Annotated in this window: 17 protein-coding genes; 8 read left to right on the top strand and 9 right to left on the bottom strand. The window is 74.8% G+C overall.

The window, feature by feature from the left end; all coding sequences use genetic code 11:
- Positions 1-76 precede the first annotated feature (76 nt).
- Entirely contained in the window at positions 77-958 is an 882-nt protein-coding gene (locus ACFQ80_RS10440; protein ID WP_430550083.1) for a DUF3097 domain-containing protein, read from the top strand.
- Between the two features lie 18 nt (positions 959-976).
- On the opposite strand, the gene ACFQ80_RS10435 is transcribed toward ACFQ80_RS10440, so the two are convergent.
- The gene (locus ACFQ80_RS10435; RefSeq protein WP_430550084.1) at positions 977-1,552 is read right to left on the bottom strand and encodes a DUF4282 domain-containing protein; all 576 of its coding nucleotides are present in this window, start codon (positions 1,550-1,552) and stop codon (positions 977-979) included.
- Positions 1,553-1,672: 120 nt separating this feature from the next.
- Between ACFQ80_RS10435 and ACFQ80_RS10430 the strand changes: the two genes are divergently transcribed.
- Positions 1,673-2,170, top strand: a complete 498-nt coding sequence (locus ACFQ80_RS10430) for a DUF4870 domain-containing protein (protein WP_430550085.1) — start codon at positions 1,673-1,675, stop codon at positions 2,168-2,170.
- Positions 2,171-2,252: 82 nt separating this feature from the next.
- On the opposite strand, the gene hemW is transcribed toward ACFQ80_RS10430, so the two are convergent.
- Positions 2,253-3,527, bottom strand: a complete 1,275-nt coding sequence (gene hemW, locus ACFQ80_RS10425) for a radical SAM family heme chaperone HemW (RefSeq protein WP_430563607.1) — start codon at positions 3,525-3,527, stop codon at positions 2,253-2,255.
- Positions 3,527-5,401, bottom strand: coding sequence for a translation elongation factor 4 (lepA, locus tag ACFQ80_RS10420; protein WP_430550087.1), 1,875 nt, complete (start codon positions 5,399-5,401; stop codon positions 3,527-3,529). The genes hemW and lepA overlap by 1 nt, the downstream gene beginning before the upstream one ends.
- A gap of 174 nt (positions 5,402-5,575) precedes the next feature.
- Here lepA and ACFQ80_RS10415 point away from each other — a divergent pair, with 174 nt between their 5' ends.
- The 5 genes from ACFQ80_RS10415 (at position 5,576) to rpsT (ending at position 9,024) form a co-directional block, all read left to right on the top strand.
- On the top strand, positions 5,576-6,139 hold the full coding sequence (locus ACFQ80_RS10415) for a DJ-1/PfpI/YhbO family deglycase/protease (RefSeq protein WP_430563606.1): 564 nt from the start codon (positions 5,576-5,578) through the stop codon (positions 6,137-6,139).
- A 41-nt stretch (positions 6,140-6,180) separates the two neighbouring features.
- On the top strand, positions 6,181-7,029 hold the full coding sequence (locus ACFQ80_RS10410) for a maleylpyruvate isomerase N-terminal domain-containing protein (RefSeq protein WP_430563605.1): 849 nt from the start codon (positions 6,181-6,183) through the stop codon (positions 7,027-7,029).
- 62 nt (positions 7,030-7,091) lie between these two features.
- Positions 7,092-7,931 carry an alpha/beta fold hydrolase gene (locus ACFQ80_RS10405; protein ID WP_430563604.1) on the top strand — a complete coding sequence of 280 codons (840 nt, stop codon included), beginning with the start codon at positions 7,092-7,094 and terminating at the stop codon, positions 7,929-7,931.
- A gap of 21 nt (positions 7,932-7,952) precedes the next feature.
- Entirely contained in the window at positions 7,953-8,510 is a 558-nt protein-coding gene (locus ACFQ80_RS10400; RefSeq protein WP_430550091.1) for a type II toxin-antitoxin system PemK/MazF family toxin, read from the top strand.
- 253 nt (positions 8,511-8,763) lie between these two features.
- Positions 8,764-9,024, top strand: a complete 261-nt coding sequence (rpsT, locus tag ACFQ80_RS10395) for a 30S ribosomal protein S20 (RefSeq protein ID WP_430550092.1) — start codon at positions 8,764-8,766, stop codon at positions 9,022-9,024.
- 137 nt (positions 9,025-9,161) lie between these two features.
- On the opposite strand, the gene holA is transcribed toward rpsT, so the two are convergent.
- The 5 genes from holA to aztD form a co-directional block, all read right to left on the bottom strand.
- Complete coding sequence (gene holA, locus ACFQ80_RS10390) at positions 9,162-10,190, bottom strand: DNA polymerase III subunit delta (RefSeq protein WP_430550093.1); 1,029 nt, start codon at positions 10,188-10,190, stop codon at positions 9,162-9,164.
- A 90-nt stretch (positions 10,191-10,280) separates the two neighbouring features.
- Positions 10,281-12,755, bottom strand: a complete 2,475-nt coding sequence (locus ACFQ80_RS10385; protein ID WP_430563603.1) for a ComEC/Rec2 family competence protein — start codon at positions 12,753-12,755, stop codon at positions 10,281-10,283.
- Positions 12,756-12,877: 122 nt separating this feature from the next.
- A complete protein-coding gene (locus ACFQ80_RS10380; protein ID WP_430563602.1) occupies positions 12,878-14,044 on the bottom strand; it encodes a ComEA family DNA-binding protein in 1,167 nt (388 codons plus the stop codon).
- A gap of 82 nt (positions 14,045-14,126) precedes the next feature.
- Positions 14,127-15,005 (bottom strand): DegV family protein, encoded by an 879-nt coding sequence (locus tag ACFQ80_RS10375; RefSeq protein ID WP_430563601.1) that lies wholly within the window; start codon positions 15,003-15,005, stop codon positions 14,127-14,129.
- 50 nt (positions 15,006-15,055) lie between these two features.
- Positions 15,056-16,405 carry a zinc metallochaperone AztD gene (aztD, locus tag ACFQ80_RS10370; RefSeq protein WP_430563600.1) on the bottom strand — a complete coding sequence of 450 codons (1,350 nt, stop codon included), beginning with the start codon at positions 16,403-16,405 and terminating at the stop codon, positions 15,056-15,058.
- A 149-nt stretch (positions 16,406-16,554) separates the two neighbouring features.
- Between aztD and ACFQ80_RS10365 the strand changes: the two genes are divergently transcribed.
- Positions 16,555-18,360, top strand: a complete 1,806-nt coding sequence (locus ACFQ80_RS10365) for a helicase HerA-like domain-containing protein (RefSeq protein WP_430563599.1) — start codon at positions 16,555-16,557, stop codon at positions 18,358-18,360.
- 26 nt (positions 18,361-18,386) lie between these two features.
- Here the strand turns inward: ACFQ80_RS10365 and ACFQ80_RS10360 are convergent, their stop codons facing one another.
- Positions 18,387-20,858 carry a glycogen/starch/alpha-glucan phosphorylase gene (locus ACFQ80_RS10360; RefSeq protein WP_430563598.1) on the bottom strand — a complete coding sequence of 824 codons (2,472 nt, stop codon included), beginning with the start codon at positions 20,856-20,858 and terminating at the stop codon, positions 18,387-18,389.

Here is a 20,858-nt window from a genome sequence, read left to right as displayed (position 1 = left end):
GTCTGGTTCCGACCGGACGGCGCGCGGCGCGTGTCGGGAGCTCCTCCGTCGCGGTCGCGACCGTAGGCTCACCGCCGTGCACGACCGCTACGGCTCCGACGTCCTGTCCTCCTCCGGCTCCCGCGCCCCGGGCGCCCCGGACGGCTCCGCCCATCACCGCCGCCGGCCCGTGTCCCGTCCCCGCGCGGCCGACCACGGCCTCGTGGTCGAGGAGGTCACGACGGGCTGGGTGGGCGCCGTCGTGCGCGTGGAGAAGTCGGGCGGCGTCCACCTCGTGGTGCTGGAGGACCGGCGCGGTCGCACCCGGTCGTTCCCCCTGGGCCCGGGCTTCTGGGTGGACGGGCAGCCGGTGGAGCTGACGGCCCCGGTGACCACCCGCGCCCCGGAGCGACCCACCCGGACGGCGTCGGGCTCCGTGGCGGTGCACGACCAGCGCGCCCGGGTGGCCCGCGGGTCGCGCATCTGGGTGGAGGGCAAGCACGACGCCGAGCTGGTCGAGAAGGTGTGGGGCGACGACCTGCGCGTCGAGGGCGTCGTGGTCGAGCTGCTCGACGGCGTGGACAACCTCGCGGACGCCCTCGACGAGTTCGCCCCGACGCCGGAGCGGCGGGTCGGCGTCCTGGTCGACCACCTGGTGCCCGGCTCGAAGGAGCGGCGCCTCGCCGACGACGCCCTGAAGCGGGTGCCGCGCGGCACCGTCGTCGTGCTCGGCCACCCGTACGTCGACGTGTGGCAGGCCGTGAAGGCGGAACGGCTCGGGCTGGCGTCGTGGCCCACCATCGAGCGGGGCACGGAGTGGAAGCGTGGCATCCTGCGGGAGCTGGGCTGGCCGGCGTCGACCACCGAGGACGTCGGCCGCGCGTGGCAGCGGATCCTCGCGACCGTGCGGGACTACCGCGACCTCGACCCGGCCCTGCTGGGCCGGGTCGAGGAGCTCATCGACTTCGTGACGGCCTGACCGCGCCTCCCGGGAGGGTCAGCGCGTGGTGATGCCGTCCCGCTGCGCGTAGGCGTTGACCTTCTCCGAGACGGAGATGACAGCCATGAAGAACTCCAGGGTGATGCGGGCGAGCGCCAGGTACACGAGCGCGATGATCCACCCGAACACGAGGTACAGGATCCCGCCCCAGATCGACTGGGAGAACGTGGCGACGAGGCCGGAGAGCCACGCCAGCGCGACCAGCACCGTGACGATGATGTAGACGACCTTCACCACGCTGGGCGTGATGTAGCGGCTGAAGGAGTAGTCGAACAGCGCGCTGAGGAAGCCGCTGCCCTCGCCGTGCGGCGTGATCGGCCCCGCCGACCGGTCCGGCGGGTACTCGGAGCCGGGGTACAGGCCCGGGTCGGGCATCTGCCCCTCGTACGGCTGCTGCGGCTGGGCGTAGGGCTGGTCGCCGTAGGGCGGCTGGCCGCCGTGCGGCGGCGGGCCGGCGGGCGGCTGCTGCCCGTACGGCGCGTGCGGTGCCGGCTGGCCCGGCGGGGGCTGGTGTCCCGGCTGCTGCGGCGGCTGCTGCGGGTCGCCGGGCTGCTGCGGCGTGTTCTCGCTCATCGTTCCTCCTGAGTGGTTCGGGCGACGCACCCGGCGGGGTCGGCGCCTCCGCCCACTCTGGCCGCACCCGATCGGCTCCGCCACCGCACGTGACCACCGCAGATGCGCGAGGATGGCCCCATGAGCACCCCGCCGTACGGACCGCCGCCGCAGCAGCCGCCGGCGGGTCCGCCCCCCGGACAGCCGCCCTACGGCGGCCCACCACCGGGCCAGCCGCCCTACGGCGGACAGCCTCCAGGTCAGCCTCCGTACGGCTACGGGCCGCAGCCGCTCTCGCCGTCGGACGAGCGCACCTGGGCGCTGGTCGCCCACCTGGGTCCGCCGGTGCTCTCCCTGCTGAGTCTCGGCCTTCTCGGGTTCCTCACGCCGCTGCTGATCTGGCTGTTCCTGCGCGACCGCAGCGCGTACGTGGGGGACCAGGCCAAGGAGTCGCTGAACTTCCAGATCACGCTGCTCATCGGCTACGTCGTCGGCTGGATCACGGTGTTCCTGCTCGTCGGGTTCGTGATCCTGCTCGCGGTCTGGGTCCTGTCGATCGTCTTCGGCATCCTCGCCGCGGTCGCCGTGAACCGCCACGAGGCGTACCGCTACCCGCTGAACATCCGCCTGATCTCCTGACCGACCCCGCCGCGCGGGAATCGAGCGAGCTGACCTGCTCGAACGAGCCGTTCGAGGAGCAGGTCAGCACGCTCGACGCGGTTCAGGGGGTGAGCTCGCGGACGACGGAGTCCGCGAGGAGGCGGCCCCGCCGGGTGAGGACGACGCGCCCCCGGACGGCGGCGACCCCGTCGAGCAGACCGCGGGCCACCAGCCCGGCGACCGCCGCACGGCGGGACGGGTCGAGCGCCGCGACCTCCAGCCCCTCGCGCACGCGCACCCCCAGCAGCACGCGCTCGAGCTGGGCCTCGGCGGGCGTGAGCAGCTCGCGCCCCGCGCCCGGCGACGCGCCGTCCTCCAGGAGCGCGGCGTAGCGCCGCGGGTGCTTGACGTTCCACCAGCGCACGCCGGCGTGCTCCCCCTCGCGCGGCTCGGCCGACGGAGCCGCGACGTACGAGTGCGCGCCGGGACCGATCCCCCACCAGTCGTCGCCGCGCCAGTAGGCGAGGTTGTGCCGGCAGGCGTGCTCCGGCCCGCGTGCCCAGTTGCTCACCTCGTACCAGCCGAGGCCCGCCTCGGTGAGCAGGTCGTCGGCCAGCTCGTACTTGGCGGCCTGGTCGTCCTCGTCGGGCAGCGCGATCTCCCCGCGGCGCACCTGGGCGTACATCTTGGTGCCCGGCTCGACGACGAGCGCGTACGCCGACACGTGGTCCACGCCGGCGGCCAGCACGGCGTCGAGGGACGCACGCCAGTCGTCCAGCGACTCACCCGGCGTGCCGTAGATGAGGTCGAGCGAGACGTCGAGGCCCGCGTCGCGGGCCCAGGCGACGACGTCGGGGACGCGGCGCGGGTCGTGGGTGCGCTCCAGCGTGGCCAGCACGTGCGGCACCGCCGACTGCATGCCGAACGAGACCCGGGTGAACCCGGCGTCCGCGAGCAGCCTCAGCGAGTCGGGCGTCACCGAGTCCGGGTTGGCCTCGGTGGTGACCTCGGCACCGTCCGCCAGCCCCCAGGCGTCGTCGACCCCGCGCAGGATCCGCGCCAGGTCCGCGGCGGGCAGCATCGTGGGCGTGCCGCCGCCGAAGAAGACCGTGGACACCGGGCGCGCCCCCAGGCCCGCGTCGTCGAGCACCCGCGCGGCGAGGTCCACCTCGCGCAGCGCCGTCGTCGCGTACGCCGCCTGGTTGGCACCGCCACCCAGCTCGGACGCCGTGTACGTGTTGAAGTCGCAGTAGCCGCAGCGCACCGAGCAGAACGGCACGTGCACGTACACGCCGAACGGTCGGCCGTCGCCGTCCGGAGCGGACAGAGAGGGCCGCACCCACTGCGGCAGCGCGCCGTCGTCGGGCACGGGCGTGCCGTCAGGCAGCGCGGGCACTACTTCTTCTTGTCCTTGGCGTCCTTGCCGCCGCCGCCGTCCGAGGAGAGCGCGGCGATGAAGGCGTCCTTCGGGACCTCGACGGACCCGATGTTCTTCATGCGCTTCTTGCCCTCCTTCTGCTTCTCCAGCAGCTTGCGCTTCCGGCTGATGTCGCCGCCGTAGCACTTGGCGAGCACGTCCTTGCGCATGGCGCGCACCGTCTCGCGGGCGATGACGCGGGCGCCGACGGCGGCCTGGATCGGCACCTCGAACTGCTGGCGCGGGATGATCTCCTTGAGCTTCGCCGTCATCATGACGCCGTAGTCGTACGCCTTGTCCTTGTGCACGATGGCGCTGAACGCGTCCACCTGCTCGCCCTGCAGCAGGATGTCGACCTTCACGAGGTCGGCCGCCTGGTCGCCCGAGGGCTCGTAGTCCAGCGACGCGTAGCCGCGGGTGCGGGACTTGAGGTGGTCGAAGAAGTCGAACACGATCTCGGCGAGCGGCAGCGTGAACCGCAGCTCGACGCGGTCCTCCGACAGGTAGTCCATGCCGAGCATCTGGCCGCGGCGGTCGTTGCACAGGCCCATGACCGTGCCCACGAACTCGCTCGGCGCGAGGATGGTCGCGCGCACCACGGGCTCGCGGACCTCCTTGATCTTGCCGCCCGGGAACTCCGACGGGTTGGTCACCTTCACCTCGGTGCCGTCGTCGAGCGTGACGTCGTAGACGACGTTCGGGGCGGTGGAGATGAGGTCGAGGTCGAACTCGCGCTCGAGCCGCTCGCGCACGATCTCCAGGTGCAGCAGGCCGAGGAAGCCGACGCGGAAGCCGAAGCCGAGCGCCACCGACGTCTCGGGCTCGTAGTTGAGCGCGGCGTCGTTGAGCTTGAGCTTGTCGAGGGCGTCGCGCAGCGCCGGGTAGTCGGTGCCGTCCACCGGGTAGAGGCCGGAGAACACCATCGGCTTCGGGTCGCTGTACCCGCCGAGCGCCTCCGAGGCGGGCTTGGCCATGTTGGTGACGGTGTCGCCGACCTTCGACTGGCGCACGTCCTTCACGCCCGTGATGAGGTAGCCGACCTCGCCGACGCCGAGCCCCTTCGTGACGATCGGCTCCGGCGAGATGACGCCGATCTCGAGCAGCTCGTGCGTGGCGCGCGTCGACATCATCGCGATGCGCTCGCGCGGGTTGAGGTTGCCGTCCACGACCCGCACGTACGTGACCACGCCGCGGTAGGTGTCGTAGACCGAGTCGAAGATCATCGCGCGGGCGGGGGCGTCCGCGTCGCCGACGGGGGCCGGGATGCGCTCGACGATCCGGTCCAGGAGCGCCTCGACGCCCTCGCCGGTCTTGCCGGAGACCTTGAGGACGTCCTCGGGGTCGCCCCCGACCAGTCCCGCGATCTCCTCGGCGTACTTCTCCGGCTGCGCGGCCGGCAGGTCGATCTTGTTGAGGACCGGGATGATCTCGAGGTCGTTCTCCATCGCCAGGTACAGGTTGGCGAGCGTCTGCGCCTCGATGCCCTGCGCCGCGTCGACCAGCAGGACGGCGCCCTCGCAGGCCGCGAGCGAACGGGAGACCTCGTACGTGAAGTCGACGTGCCCCGGGGTGTCGATCATGTTGAGCGCGTGGGCCTCCTCGCCCACCTGCCAGGGCATGCGCACGGCCTGCGACTTGATGGTGATGCCGCGCTCGCGCTCGATGTCCATCCGGTCGAGGTACTGCGCCCGCATGGCCCGCGGCTCGACGACGCCGGTGAGCTGCAGCATGCGGTCGGCGAGCGTCGACTTGCCGTGGTCGATGTGCGCGATGATGCAGAAGTTGCGGATGAGCTCGGGCGCCGTGGCGTTCGGCTCGATGCGCGCACGCAGCGCGGGTCCGGGGATGGGCAACGCGATTCGCTCCGTCAGGGTCGCTGGATGGGTGTCGTCGGTGGTGACGAGGCCCGGCCATTGTCCCATGAGGTTGTCCCCCGGGGTCCCGCGGGCCTGTCCCACGTGCGTGCGTCGTGCACCGCTGCGTACGGTCGAGGTCCACCGACCGACGTGACGGGAGGAGCCCCCGACATGACCGACACCGCAGACCTGACCGGGAAGCGCGTGCTGGCGATCGTGACGAGCTACGGCGTCGAGCAGGACGAGCTGGTGGTACCGCTCGACCACCTGCGAGCCGCCGGCGCCGAGGTGGTCGTCGCCTCGAACGAGCCGGGCGACGTGCGCACGCTCGTCGGCGACAAGGACCCGGGGCGGCCCGTTCCCGCCGACACGACCTACGACGCCGTCGATCCCGAGGGCGTCGACCTGCTGCTGGTGCCGGGCGGCACGATCAACGCCGACGCCCTGCGCCTGCAGGAGGCCGCGATCGGGCTCGTCACGACGTTCGCGCACTCGGGCAGGCCGGTCGCCGCCATCTGTCACGGTCCGTGGGCGGTGGTCGAGGCGGGGTGCGTCGGCGGTGCGACCTTGACGTCATACCCGTCCCTGGCCACCGACGTGCGCAACGCGGGCGGGCGCTGGGTGGACCGGTCGGTGGTGCGCGACGACGGCGCCGGCTTCCCCCTCGTGACGTCCCGGACCCCCGACGACCTGGACGACTTCCTCCGCGAGGTCGACGCCCTGCTCGACTCCTGAGGCCTTCGGCCGGGGCGGTGCCGGGCGCTAGCCTCGGCGTCATGCCGCCGTCGCCCGCCGCCCCGCAGCCCCGCCCCGTCGTCGACCCGCGCACGGGGCGGCGCACCGACGCTGGTCCGGAGCCCGACCGGCTCGCACTCCTCGCGCACCTCCAGGACGAGTTCGCCGCCACGGTGCCCGACGTCGCACCGGTCGCGCCCGTCCCGGCCTGCGGCGACTGGCGCGCGGCCGAGCTGGTGCTGCACCTCGCGGGCGTGCACCACTGGGCGGCGGGGATGGCCCTGGGCGACCCCTCGCGCGACGAGGACCTGCCGGCCCCCGACCCCACGGGTCCCGACGGCGGGATCGCGGCCCTCGCCGCGCTCTACCGCCGGCACGCCGCCGACCTGCGCGCGACGCTCGACGCCGCAGGGCCGGACGGCGCCGCGCGGACGCTGCTCGGCGACGGGCCGGCGTCGTTCTGGTGGCGCCGCCAGTCCCACGAGACGCTCGTGCACCTGCACGACCTGCGCGCCGCGCGGCTGGGATCCGGCCCGGGCGCGCTGGACACGGTCACCCTCGCCCCCGAGGTCTGGGCCGACGGCGTCGACGAGGTCGTGACGATGTTCCAGCCGCGGCAGGTGCGGCTCGGCCGGGCGGCGCCGCTCACCGACCGGCTCCGGGTGGTCGCCTCCGACGTCGGCTGGTCGTGGACGCTCGGCGCCCCGACGGCCGACGATGCCGATCTCGATGCCGATGCCGACGCCGACGCCGACGCGACGCTCACCACGACGGCGCAGCGGCTCGACCTGCTGCTGTGGGGGCGGCTCACGCCCGCGGAGGCCGGCGCCGTCGTCGAGGGCGACCTCGACGCCGCGCGGCGTGTGCTCGCCGGGCCGCTCGTGCCCTGAGGCCCGGGCGGTCGCCGCCGGGGTACCGATGAGTCGCGGCGGGTCGCCCGGTCCCACCCGACATGAGCGACGACACCGCAGGCACCGCAGGCCCCCCGAGCGCGGCGGCCACCGCGTGCGCCACCGCGACCGTCACCACCGCGCGCGGCGACCGCGTGACCTACGACCTGCGGGGCACGGGCCCCGCGGTCGTCTTCGTCGCGGGCGCCGGGCCGTTCCGCGCCGTCGACCCGGTGACGACCCGCACGGCCGAGATCCTGGCGGCGGCAGGCGTCACGACCGTGGTCTACGACCGGCTCGGCCGGGGCGACTCCCCCGCCGCCGGTCGCCTCGACCTGGACCGCGAGCTGGACGCCGTGGCCGCGGTGCTCGACGTTGCGGGCGGACCCGCCGTGCTCTGCGGGCACTCGTCGGGCTGCGCGATCTCGCTGCGGGCGGCGGACCGGGGCCTCCCCGTCCTCGGGCTCGCGTTGTGGGAGGCCCCGCTGGAGTCCGGGGCCGGCGAGACGGCCGCCTGGGCGGCCGAGATCGAGCGGCGGATCGACGCCGGCGACCTCGAGGGCGCCACCGAGCACTTCATGAAGGACATGCCGCCCGAGTGGCTCGCCGGGGCCAAGGCGTCGCCGGAATGGCCCGCGATCGCAGCGTCCGTCGTCTCGCAGCGGGCCGACGCCCAGGCGCTGACCTGGGCGACGCGGGCGTTGCGCGACGGCGAGCTCTCCGGCATCCAGGTGCCCCTGCTCGCCATGACGGGGACGCGGACCTTCCCCGGCATGCCGGAGGCCGCGGCGGACCTCGCGTCCGCGGTGCCCGACGGCACCGCCGAGACCGTCGCGGGCGCCGACCACTCGTGGGACCCGGAGGCGATGGGCGACCGGCTGGTGCGGTTCGTGCTCGAGTGAGCCGCACGTAGGCTGTCCGCCGTGGCGAACCGATGGCTGAACCTGCTGGTGGATGTGCTGCGCTCGGCGACCCGCCCGTCGTCGCGCGGCTCCGCGCGACCCACCTCGACCACCCGCCCCCCGACGGCCAGGCCGTCGAACCGGCGCGGGACGACGACGCCCGCCCGGGACGCCGGATACCCCGGCGACTACACCGGCACGGTGCGCCCGGTGTACTCCCCGAGCCTGGACGGCGAGCCCGACCCGGGCGAGGTCGTGTGGACGTGGGTGCCGTACGAGGAGGACCACAGCCAGGGCAAGGACCGGCCGGTGCTGCTCGTGGGCCGCGACGGCCCGTGGCTGCTGGCCCTGCAGCTCACCAGCAAGGACCACGACCGCGACGCCGCGCAGGAGGCGCGGTACGGCCGGTTGTGGATGGACGTCGGCGCCGGGGCGTGGGACCCGCGGAAGCGCCCGAGCGAGGTGCGCCTCAACCGGATCCTCCGCGTCGACCCGGGGAAGGTCCGGCGCGAGGGCGCGGTGCTCGACCGGAAGACGTTCGACGCCGTGGTCGAGGCGATGGGTCGGGCGAGGGCCTGAGGATCAGGATCGGGAAGCGACCCGGGAACTGACCCGGGGGCAGGAACGCCGGGGCGCATCTCACAGGACGGGCCCGCGCACGCGGTTCTGCCGGCTGGCCCCCTCTGCTATCGTTGATGTTTGCGTGTCCGCCCAGGTCGGCGGGCACAGCCGCAGTTCCTCTCCACGGGTTCCCCACCCCAGTCCCGGAGCTGTGGCCGCCCTCTACGACCTATCCGCTCGCCGGCAGGCGAACACACCAGGAAGTCCACACGTGGCAAACATCAAGTCCCAGATCAAGCGCATCAAGACGAACGAGAAGGCGCGCCTGCGCAACAAGGCCGTCAAGTCTGAGCTGAAGACCTACGTGCGCAAGGTGCGCGAGGCCGTCGCCGCGGGCGACAAGGAGGCCGCTGCCACCGCGCTGCAGGCCGCTTCCCGCAAGCTCGACAAGGCCGTCTCGAAGGGCGTCATCCACGCCAACCAGGCCGCGAACCGCAAGTCGGCCATCGCGAAGCAGGTCGAGGCGCTCTGAGTCGCCTGTAGTCGTCGCGCTCCGTCCGCCTGACGCCTCTCACGTCGGGCCGGACCGGCCAAGACTCCGCAAGGGCGCCGCACCCACCGGGTGCGGCGCCCTTCGCGCGTCTCCGGCCAGGACAGGCGCTGTGAGGGTCAGCCGCGGCGGGAGCGGGCGATCGTCAGCACGGCCTTCTCGACGGCGTAGACGGGGTCGCGGCCGCCGCCCTTGACGTCGGCATCGGCCTGCGCGACGGCGCCGATGGCGGTCGCGAGGCCCTCCGGGGTCCAGCGGGAGAGGTCCCGCTGAGCGTTGCGGACCTGCCAGTCCTGCAGCCCCAGCTGCCGCGCGGTGGCCGCTCCGCCGCGGATCGCCGCGACCCGCGCGAGGGTGCGCAGACGCAGTGCGAGGGCGGCGACGATCGGCACCGGGTCGGCGCCCGTCGCCAGGGCGTGGCGCAGGAGCGCGACCGCACCCCCCGTGTCCCCCGCGACCGCTGCGTCCGCGACCTTGAACCCCGTCGCCTCGACGCGGCCGCCGTAGTACCGGTCGACCACGGTCTCGCTGATGGTGCCGGTCGTGTCGGCGACGAGCTGGGAGCAGGCGGACGCAAGCTCGCGCAGGTCCGTACCCAGGGCGTCGACGAGCGCCCGGACCGCCGCCGCGTCCGCCCGGCGCCGCGCGGCGCGGAACTCGGCCGTCACGAACTGCACCTTGTCGGCGTCCTTGGAGATCGGCTCGCACTCGAGCACGGGGGCACCGCTGGCGACGATCGCGTCGAGCATCTTCTTGCCCCGCTGCCCACCGCCGTGCACCACCACGACGACCGTCTCCGGGTCGGGCGCCGCGACGTACGCGACCACGTCCGCGACCAGGTCCTCCGTGGCCGCCTCGGCGCCCCGCACGACGACGACGCTCGGCTCGCCGAACAACGACGGGCTGGCGGCGACGACGAGCTGACCGGCGGCGTAGGTGCCGCCGTCGAGCTCGGCCTTCTCGGTGGTGGCGTCGCGCTCGCGCGCCAGCCCGACGATGCCGTCCACGGCCCGCTCGGCGAGCAGCCCCTCCGGTCCGCGCACGAGGAGCACCGGGGCCAGCGTGGGGTCGTCCCACGGCCGGCTGTTCGCCGAGGACCTCCCCTTGCGGGCGGGGCGGGGCTGTCGGGACGTGGAGGCGGCGGGCACGCCCCCAGCCTGCCACGAGCCGCCGACTCTCCCGCCCACCCGTGCTTTCCCCCCCTCGCTCGAGCGGACCGGGTCGTCGCGGCGGGCACGCTAGCCGCACGCGAGGCCGATCCCGTCGTCCCGGCCGACGAGCGCCGCGGTGCCGCACTCGTCGGTCCGGACCAGCGCGGACCCCTCGGACGCGTAGAGGGCGAGCGCGTCGTCGGTCGGGTGCCCGTAGGTGTTGTCGGCGCCGACGCTCACGAGCGTGACGCGGGGCGAGAGGTGCCGGGCGAGCGCCGCGGACTGGGACCGCGACCCGTGGTGGGCCATCTTCACGACGTCGACGTCGGCCGCCCGCCCCGTGGCGGCGAGGTCGGCGGCGAGGGCTTCCTGGCCCGGCTCCTCGAGGTCGCCGAGCGCGACGACGTCGAGCCCGGCGGCGGTGCGCAGCTCGAGGGCCACGCTGGCGTCGTTCGCACCGTCGCCCTCGTCCCCGCCGCCCGACCCGGCGGAACGCGCCCCGCCCGCGGCCGCCAGCACCTGCCAGGTCGCCGAGCCCGCCGAGCCCACGTCCCCGACGGCCGCCGCACGGACGGGCACCCCCGCCGCCGCGAGCGCGGACCGCACGGCCGCCGCCTGGCCCGCCGGTTCGTCGAGCGGCGAGACCAGCGCGGCCGTGACCGAGCGCCCCCGCAGCACGGCGGCGAGCCCGCCCACGTGGTCGGCGTGGAAGTGGCTGAGGACGAGCAGGTCCACGGTCGTGACGCCCAGCCGGTCGAGGCAGCGGCCGGCCGCCGCGCCGTCGGGGCCGACGTCCACCACGACCGCGGACGACGGACCCGTGCGCACCGCGAGCGAGTCGCCCTGCCCGACGTCGCAGGCGGCCACCTGCCAGTCGTCCGGGACCGCGTGGCCCGCCCCGGCGAGCCGGGGCACGGCGACCACGAGGACCGCCAGCAGCAGGACGCCGGCCAGACCCGCCACCGTGGCCGTCCGCACGCGGCCGTGCCGCAGCGTCGTCCGCCGGACCTGTCGCCGCACCCGGCGCACGGCGCGTGGTGCGGCTTCGCGCCACTCCCGTCGCCAGCCCTCGCCGGGCGACCGGCGCAGGACGAGCGCGAGGACCGCGACCGTGAGCAGCGTCAGCGCCAGCACCCCGAGCGGCCCGGCGGGCCAGGGCAGGCGGGCGCCCGGCACGCTGGCGAAGGTCTGGGCCACAGAGGCGATCCACCCCGTCGCGAGACCCGCCAGCCACGCGACGGGCAGGGCCGCTCCCGGCGCCCACGGGGCGAGCAGCGTGGCCACGAGCCCGAGCACGGTGGCCGGCACCAGTGCGGGGGTCGCGAGCAGGTTCGCCGGCACCGACATCAGCGGCACGTGCGGGTCGAGCAGGAGCAGCGCCGGCCCGCAGGCGGCCTGCGCGGCCCACGGGACTGCGAGCGCGAACGCGAGCGGACGTCCGGTCCACGGCGCGAGCCGGCGGGCGATCGGGCCCGCCAGGAGCACGAGGCCCGCGGTCGCCGCGCACGACAGGACGAAGCCGTAGGACCGCGCGAGCCACGGGTCGACGACGAGCAGCACGGTCGCCGCCGCGGCGAGGGCCGGGGCGCCCGCGGACGGCCGACCCAGCGCCAGCGCGAGCAGCGCGGCGGCGCACGTCCACGCGGCCCGGAGCACGCTGGGCTCGGGCCGGACGAGCAGGACGAAGCCCGTCGCGGCGATCGCGACCACGCCGACGCGCAGCGCGCGGGGGGCCCGCGCCAGCGCGCACAGGGCGGTGAGCGCGGCCACCACGATCGCGAAGTGGCCCCCGGACACCGCGGTGACATGGGTGAGGCTCGTGACCCGCATCGCTTCGTCGACGGCCTCGGGCACGCGGCTCGTGTCGCCGACGGCGACGCCCGGCACCAGCCCGCGTGCCTGAGCGTCCAGGGACTCGGTGACCTCGAGCAGCGCCGACCGCATCGTGTGCGTCGCGCGCAGCAGGGCCGTCGGCGGCGCGCGCTCGGCCACCGGTCCCGCCGCCGTCAGCCTGGCCAGCGGGCCGTCGCCCGCGTCGACCGGGCGCAGCACCCCGGAGACGGAGACCGTCGCCCCGTAGCGCGGCGCCGCACCGGCCGCCGTGACCTCGACGAGCCCGGCGGTGGACGACGCGACACCGCGCGCCGTCACCTGCCGCGCGGCCACCTGCCAACGCTCGCCGTCGCCGAAGACGGCCGGCCGCGGCTCCGACACGACGCGACCGACCAGCTCGGCCTGCGCACCCTGTCCGGCCAGCGACCGCAGCGGCGCCTGCCGTGCCGCCTGGGCGTGCACCCCGAGCGCCACGGCCGCCAGGCACGCCAGCGCCACGACGACGTGCCTGGCCGTGGGCCGTGCCGCGCCCACCCGGACCGTCTCCGGCAGCTCCGGCCGCGGGCGGCGTCGCGGGCGGGAGCGGCGCGACCACCGCGACACCAGGAGGGCCACCGTCCCCGCGCCGACGCAGACGAGCACCGCACCGACGGCCACCACGCCGGCCCAGCCCTGGACCGGACCGGTGAGTGCCCAGGCCGCCACCCAGGCCACCAGGCCGGCGGGCACCAGGCGCAGGTCCGTGCGCCGGACCGGCGGCGTGGCGACCGCCCGTCGGTCCCCCGGGTCGACGACCGATCGCGCCCGCCCCCACGGGCCGGCATCCGAACCGTGGGAGTCGGACGGGCCCGTCACAGCGTGACCAGGTCACGGACCTGCCCGAGGACCGACGGGCCGATCCCGGACACCTCGTCGAGCTCGTCGACGCTGGTGAACGGCCCGTTCTCGTCGCGCCACGCGACGATCCGCCCGGCCAGGGCGGGGCCGATGCCGGGCAGCGCCTCGAGCTCCGCCGCTCCCGCGGAGTTGAGGTTCACGGCGCCGCCCGCCGCGGCGTCCGACCCGCCTCCCGGCCCGTCCCCGCCGCTCTCGTCCGCCGCCCCAGCGGACGCCGGGAGCTGCTCCCCCGGCCTCGGCACACGGATCTGCTCGCCGTCGACGACCGCCCGCGCCAGGTTGAGGGCCGCGGCGTCGGCGCGCCGGGTCGTGCCGCCGGCCGCGGCCACGGCGTCCGCCACGCGGGCGCCCGACGGGACCGTGACCAGCCCGGGCTCGCGCACCTCGCCCACGACGTGCACCACCACGGTGCCCGGCGCCGGCGTCGCCCCGGGCGTCCCGGGCGTCCCGGCGGGAGGGTCTCCCGCGCCGCTGTCGGCCGAGACTGCCGCGTCCGCGGCCGTGGACGGGCCGGCGGACGCCGACGACGGACCGGTGGGGACCCCGGACGACGCGCTCGCGTCGGCGAGGGTGATGACGTCGTCGGGCCGTGCGGACGCGACCACCGCGACGACGACGGCCACGAGCAGGATGGCGACGGAGGCCACGACCGCCGCCCGCAGCCCGATCGACCAGCGTCGCGCGCCGCCGCCGTCGTCGTGCCCGTCGACGGGGTGCCCGTGCGCCGCCGTGTACGCGGCGGCGACGTGCTGCGCCGACCGGCGGGCACGCAGGCGGTCGGCGAGCTCGTCATCCTCGACCGGCGCGGCCCACGGCGGCGGGCCGACCGGGGGTCCGCCGTCGGGACGCTCCTGGTGGTCACGACCGGGTTCACGACCGGGACCACGACCGGGGTCACGACCCGGCGGGCCACCTGCGTCCTCGCGCAGGGCGTGCCAGGCCCGCAACCGAGCGGCGGCCTCGCCGAGGGCCCGGTCCGGCTCCGGTCCGGAGCTGCCCGGCCGGTCGTCGCCCTCCGCCGGCGTGCGGGGCCGAGGCGGCACGCCGGCGTCCGACGGCGGGAAGGTGGCCGGTGGCGGGGCGTCCGCTCCGCCGTGGTCGGGAGGCAGCGTGGTGGTCACGCCGCGACGCTAGGGTCGCCGCCGCCCCGACGGGTGTCGCACGAGGCCACCTGTGGACGGCGCGCTCCTGGGGGCAGGCTCCTCAGCGCACGACGTCGTCCGGACGTCCGCCCAGCTCGGCCACGACGACGGCGAGAGCGCCCGGGCCGACGTGCGCGCCGAGCACCGCGCTCACGGGCGTCACGAACGGCTCGGCCCCGGTCTCCGCGGCGAGCCGGGCCGCGAGCTCGCCGGCCCGCTCGGGGACGCCGAGGTGGTGCACGGCCACGCCCGGCCGCTCGCACGTCTCGGCGCGCCGCACCGCGACCTCGACCAGCCGGTCGGTCGCCGCCCGACGCGTCCGGACGCGCTGCGTCATCTCGATCGCTCCGTCGCGCATGCCGAGGATGGGCCGCACGCCGAGGGCCGTGCCGAGCGCGGCAGCCGGGGCGGACAGCCGCCCACCGCGGCGCAGGTGGTCGAGCGAGTCCACGAGGAACACGGTCGTGCTCGACTCAGCGACCTGCCGCGCGCGGGCCGCGACGGCCGCGGCGTCGCCCCCTGCGGCGGCGCACCGCGCCGCCTCCAGCGCCGCGAACCCGAGGGCCATCGCGACGGTCCGGGAGTCGACCGCCCGCACGGGGATCATGGCGCGGTGCCCGGCGCTCGCGGCGACCTCGACGGTGCCGGACAGAGCCCCCGACAGGTGCACGCCGACGACGGCCCGCGCACCGGCCGCGGCGAGGTCGCGGTAGACGACGCCGAACTCGGCAGGTGCGGGCTGCGACGTGCTCAGCCGTTCGCCCGCCGCGATGCGCGCGGCCACCTCCTCGGGCGTGATGTCGACGCCCTCCCGCCACGACTCCTCCCCCGCCACGACACGGAGCGGGACGACGACGGGCGCGACGGCACCGTCGGCGACGGCGGGCAGGCAGGCGGTCGAGTCGGTGACGACGCGGACGGCCGGAGATTCCATGGGCATCGGCGGGGAGTCTACCGACGCCGCCCGGACCGCCCGGGCGGCATCGGTCGTCACTCGTGGTCGTGCGCCTCACCGTCGTGCGCCTCGTGGTCGTGCTCGTCGGTGGCGCTCGCCTCCGCGTCGCCCGAGACCCCGGAGATCTCGTTCGGCGCGACGTCCAGCTGGGCGGACTTCCAGACCTCGCCGGACTCCACGTCCACCGCGTGCACGGACTTCGTCGCCGGGTCGGTGACGTACACGGACCCGTCGAGGGCGAGCACCGCGGGGCGCGGCTCCTGCCACTCGGCAGGCTCCTCCCAGGCGTCGATCACCGGGATCGAAGTCGTGAGCTTCCCGCTCTCCGGGTCGATGACGTGCAGCGAGCCGTCGGTGCCCAGCACGAGCGCCTCGCCGTCGTCGCCGCGGGCCAGGGAACGGAACGTGTAGCTCGAGGGCAGGTCGACCAGCGACAGGTCCCCGCTACGCGTGTCGACGAGCGAGACGCGCGTGGGCCGCTCCAGCTCCGCGTCGGGGTCCGTCTTGTAGTCGCCGAGCACGACGGGCGACTCCTCGGAGCCGGCCTGGTTGCCGATGCGTCCGTAGGCGTCAGGTGCCTGCACCTTGGTGAGCTCGCCGTCCGCGTAGACGAGGACGCCGTCCTCGCAGCCCACGACGACGGCCTCGTCGGCCGCGACCGCCTCGCCGTGCACGCCCGGGCAGTCGTCGCTCGCCGCGATCTCCTCGTCGTCGGCGTCCAGGACGCGCACGCCGGAGCGCGACTCCTCGGTGCCCTCGGTGACGAGGAGCGAGTCGTCCCCGAGCTCGACCGCGACGCCGTGGTGCGCCGACGGCGTCGTCAGCTCGCGGACGGGGGCCTCGCCCTCGGCGACGTGGGCGGGGTCGAGCACGCGTACCTGCCCCGTGCCGTCGTCGAACAGCACGGTGCGGCCGCCGTGCACGACGACGTGGCCGGGCTCCTGCGCGGCATAGGTGACGTCGGTGAGGCGCGGCTCGGACGTCCAGTAGTGGTGGTGGTCGCCGTGCGCCTCCGCCCACGCGCCGAGGTCCAGGGCGCGGAAGCCGCCGGTGGTGGAGGCGAGCAGGTGACGGCCGTCGCCGGCCGGGTTGAGGCGGGTGAAGCCCTCGAGCGGCAGGTCGGCGACCTGCTCCAGCGTCTGCGCGTCGAGGACGACGACGCCGCCGTCGTAGGTGAGCGCGACGCGGGCGGTCGCGGCGGCGGCCTCGGTGGCCTGCGCGGTCTCCGCGCTGGAGGGCTCGGCGGAGGACTCCGCCGACGCGGCGCCGTCGGCGGGGTCCGCGGACGCGCAGCTCGCCAGCGCGAGGGGGACCACGAGGGCGAGGAGGCCCGCGGCGGACTGTCGGCGCCGGCCGGCGCGGGTGGTGCGGGTGAGGGCAGGCATGGGTCTCTCTCCAGGTCGGGGCAGCACGAAGGAGCCACATGAGAACGATTCCCATGTGCCCGAGTAGTGAAACAGATGTGAGAACGGTTCTCAACCTCGTCCGCCTGCTCGTCGCGCACCTGGCCCCGCACCGCGCTAGCGTGCGGGCCATGGCCGAGGGGACACCGCCCACCGACGACGCCGACCTCGCCGCGCTGCGAGCCGCCGCCGCGCAGGCCGCCGCCGAGGCGGCGGAGGCCAAGGCGGCGGCCGCCCAGGCGGCGCTCGAGGCGGCGGAGGCCGCGAGCAGGGACGAGCCACAGGCCGCCGGACCGCCCGACGTCGTGCCCGCTGCCGACGGGACCTCGCCGCCGGAGGACACCGGGGCCGCACCGCCGACGTACGCCGACGAGGTGCGCGCGGGCTACGCCTCCGACGCCCCGACGCTGCCGCTCGGAGCTCTGCTGTCCGGCCCGCTCGGCGGCGACCCGGAGCCCGACGCCACCGTGCAGGTCGGCTTCCCGCTCGCGACGCTGAACCGCCACGGGCTCGTCGCTGGCGCCACGGGCACCGGCAAGACGAAGACCCTCCAGGGCATGGCGGAGGGCCTGTCGGCCCAGGGCGTCCCGGTGTTCCTCGCCGACATCAAGGGCGACCTGTCCGGGCTGGCCGTCAAGGGCCCGGACAACCCGAAGGTCGCCGAGCGCGCGGCGAGCATCGGGCAGCAGTGGACGCCGACGTCGTACCCCGTCGAGTTCTACTCGCTCGGCGGCCTGGGCACCGGCGTGCCGATCCGCACGACCGTCACCGACTTCGGCCCGCTGCTGCTGAGCAAGGTGCTCGGCCTCAACGCGACGCAGTCCTCCAGCCTGGAGCTGATCTTCCACTGGGCCGACACGCAGCAGCTCGCGCTGCTCGACCTCAAGGACCTGCAGGCCACCATCGCGTACCTCACCTCCGACGAGGGCAAGCAGGAGCTCAAGGGCATCGGCGGCGTCTCGGCCGCGACCGCCGGCGTCATCCTGCGCGAGATCGTGGGGCTGCAGGCGCAGGGTGGCGACGTCTTCTTCGGCGAGCCGGCGTTCGAGACCGCCGACCTGCTGCGCACGTCCCCGGACGGGCGCGGTCTGATCTCCGCCCTCGAGCTGCCCGGCGTGCAGGACCGGCCCGCCCTGTTCTCGACGTTCCTCATGTGGCTGCTCGCGGAGCTGTTCCAGGAGCTGCCCGAGGTGGGCGACCCCGACAAGCCGCGGCTCGTGTTCTTCTTCGACGAGGCGCACCTGCTGTTCACGGGCGCCTCCAAGGACTTCCTCCAGCAGGTCGTCCAGACGGTGCGGCTCATCCGCAGCAAGGGCGTGGGCGTCTTCTTCGTCACCCAGTCGCCCAAGGACGTGCCGGCCGACGTCCTCGCCCAGCTCGGCAACCGCGTCCAGCACGCGCTGCGCGCCTTCACGCCCGACGACGCGAAGGCCCTGCGCGCGGCGGCCCGCACCTTCCCCACCTCGCCGTACGACCTCGAGCGGCTGCTGCAGTCGCTCGGCACCGGCGAGGCCGTCGTCACGCTCCTCGACGAGAAGGGCGCGCCCACCCCGGTCGCCTGGACCCGGGTGCGCGCGCCGCAGGCGTCCATGGACCCGGCGCCGCAGCAGGTGCTCGACGCCGCCGTCGCGGCGTCACCCGGCCAGGCGCGCTACGGGGCCGCCGTCGACCGCGAGTCCGCGTACGAGCTGCTGCAGACCCGCGCCGCGCAGGACGCCGCCACCCGCGAGGCGACCGAGCGCGCCGCCGAGCTGGAGAAGGAGGCGGCGCAGGCGCGCAAGGAGGCGGACGCCGACGCCCGGAAGGCGCAGAAGGCCTCGCGGTCGGGCTCGACGTCGCGCGCCCGCAGCCCGATGGACGCCATCCTCGCCACCGTCGGCACGACCCTGGCCCGGGAGATCACCCGCACCGTCTTCGGCACGCGTCGCCGCCGCTGAGCGCGGCGGCGACGTCAGCCGGCCGGTCAGTCGGCCGTCATCGGCGCGGCGTGCCAGATGCGGTCGAGGTAGTCGCGCACCGACCGGTCCGAGGAGAAGAAGCCCGAGCGCGCCACGTTGAGCACGGCCGACCGGCTCCAGGCGTCCGGGTCCGCATAGGCCCGTTCCACCCGATCCTGCGCGTCGAGGTACGCCTGGTAGTCCGCGAGCACCATGAAGCGGTCCTCGGTGAGCAGGTTGGACACGATCGGTTCGAAGACCGACGCGTCACCGCCGGAGAACGTGCCGCGCGCCACGAGATCGAGCGCCCGGCGCAGCGACGGGTTCTCCTCGTAGTACGTCGAGGGCCGGTAGCCCGCCTCGGCGACGGCGCTCGCCTCGGGCTCCGTGAGCCCGAACAGGAAGAAGTTCTCGTCGCCCACGAGCCGACGGATCTCGACGTTCGCGCCGTCGTCGGTGCCGATGGTGAGCGCGCCGTTGAGCGCGAACTTCATGTTGCCCGTGCCGGACGCCTCCTTGCCCGCCAGGGAGATCTGCTCCGACAGGTCGGCGGCCGGGATCAGCGTCTCCGCGACCGTGACGTTGTAGTTCGCCGGGAACGCGATCCGCAGCACCCGGGACACGTCGGGGTGCGCGGCGACCACGGCGCCCACGTGGTTGATCAGCGCGATGATCTCCTTCGCCATCACGTACCCGGGGGCGGCCTTCGCGCCGAAGACGACGGTGCGCGGCGTGACGTCGGCGGTCGCGAGCTCCCCGGACGTGATGCGGTCGTAGAGCGTCACGACGTGCAGCAGCTTGAGCAGCTGGCGCTTGTACTCGTGCAGGCGCTTGACCATGACGTCGAGCATCGTGGCCGGGTCGATCGCGATGCCGTCGCGCGCGGCCAGGAAGGAGACCAGCCGGTCCTTGTTCGCGGCCTTCACCTCGCGGAACCGGCGCCGGAACTCGGCGTCGTCGGCGAACGGCTCGAGCTCGCGCAACCGGTCGAGGTCGGTGACCCAGCCGTCGCCGATCGCCTCCGTGATCAGGCCCGACAGGCCCGGGTTCGCCAGCTTCACGAACCGGCGCGGGGTCACGCCGTTGGTGACGTTGGTGAACTTCTCCGGCCAGAAGTCGGCGAAGTCGGCGAGCACCTTGTCGCGCAGCAGCTGCGAGTGCAGCTCCGCGACGCCGTTCACCCGGGAACCGCCGACCGTCGCGAGGAACGCCATCCGCACCGACCGTTCGGGGTGCTCCGCGATGATCGACATGCGCCGCACCAGCAGCTCGTTCCCGCCCGAGCGCTCGCGCACCTGGGCGAGGAACTCGTCGTTGATGCGGTAGATGATCTCCAGGTGCCGGGGCAGCAGCCGCCCCACCAGCTCGACCGGCCAGACCTCCAGCGCCTCCGGCAGCAACGTGTGGCACGTGTAGGCGAAGCAGCGCTGCGTCACCTGCCACGCGTCGTCCCACTCGAAGCCGCGCTCGTCCACGAGGATCCGCATCAGCTCCGGGATCGCGATGACGGGGTGCGTGTCGTTGAGCTGGAAGACGATGCGGTCGGGCAGGTCGTGCAGGTCGAAGCCCGGCGGCAGGAGCTGGTCGAGGAAGTCGCGGATCGAGCAGGCGACGAAGAAGTACTGCTGCTGCAGCCGCAGCTCCTTGCCCTGCGGCGTGGAGTCCTCGGGGTACAGCACCTTCGAGATGTTCTCGGCGAACGTCTGGGACCGCACGGCCTCGGCGTAGTCGCCGTAGTTGAAGATCTTGAGGTCGAACGCGTGCGTGGCCCGCGCGCTCCACAGCCGGAGCGTGTTCACGCGGCCGTTCCGGTAGCCCGGCACCATCGAGTTGTAGGGGACGCCGAGCACCTGCCAGCCCGGCACCCAGCGTGAGCGCTCGCGGCCGTCGTCGTCGGTGAACTTCTCCGTGTGCCCGCCGAAGCCGACGGTGACCTCGTGCTCGGGGTGCGCGAACTCCCACGGGTCGCCGTTGTCGAGCCAGGTGTCCGGCTCCTCGACCTGGCGGCCGTCAGCGAACGTCTGCCGGAAGATGCCGTACTCGTACCGGATGCCGTACCCGATCGCGGGCACGCTCATCGTCGCCAGGGAGTCGACGAAGCAGGCCGCCAGCCGGCCGAGCCCGCCGTTGCCGAGCCCCGGTTCGACCTCGACCTCCCGCAGCTCGTCGAGGTCGAGCCCCAGGCTGGCGAGCGCCTCCGCGGCGACCTCCTCCAGCCCCGTCGCGATGAGCGCGTTGTCGAGCTGCCGGCCCAGGAGGTACTCCGCCGACAGGTAGGCCACCGCCTTCGCCTGCGTGCGGTACTGGCTCACCGTGGTCTGCATCCACCGGGACATCAGGTAGTGCCGCACCGTGCGCGCGAGCGCGAGGTAACGGTCGTTGTCCGTCGCCCGCTCCAGGATCGTGCCCTGGCTGAAGTTCAGCTCGTGCAGGTACTCGCGGACGAACCCCTCGACGGTCGGTTCCGGGCTGGTGATCAGAGGCGTGGTCTCGGTCAC

It is taken from the genome of Isoptericola sp. NPDC056578 (genome assembly GCF_042793275.1).
Lineage (GTDB): Bacteria > Actinomycetota > Actinomycetes > Actinomycetales > Cellulomonadaceae > Isoptericola.
This window is presented reverse-complemented; position numbering and strand designations above follow the sequence as displayed.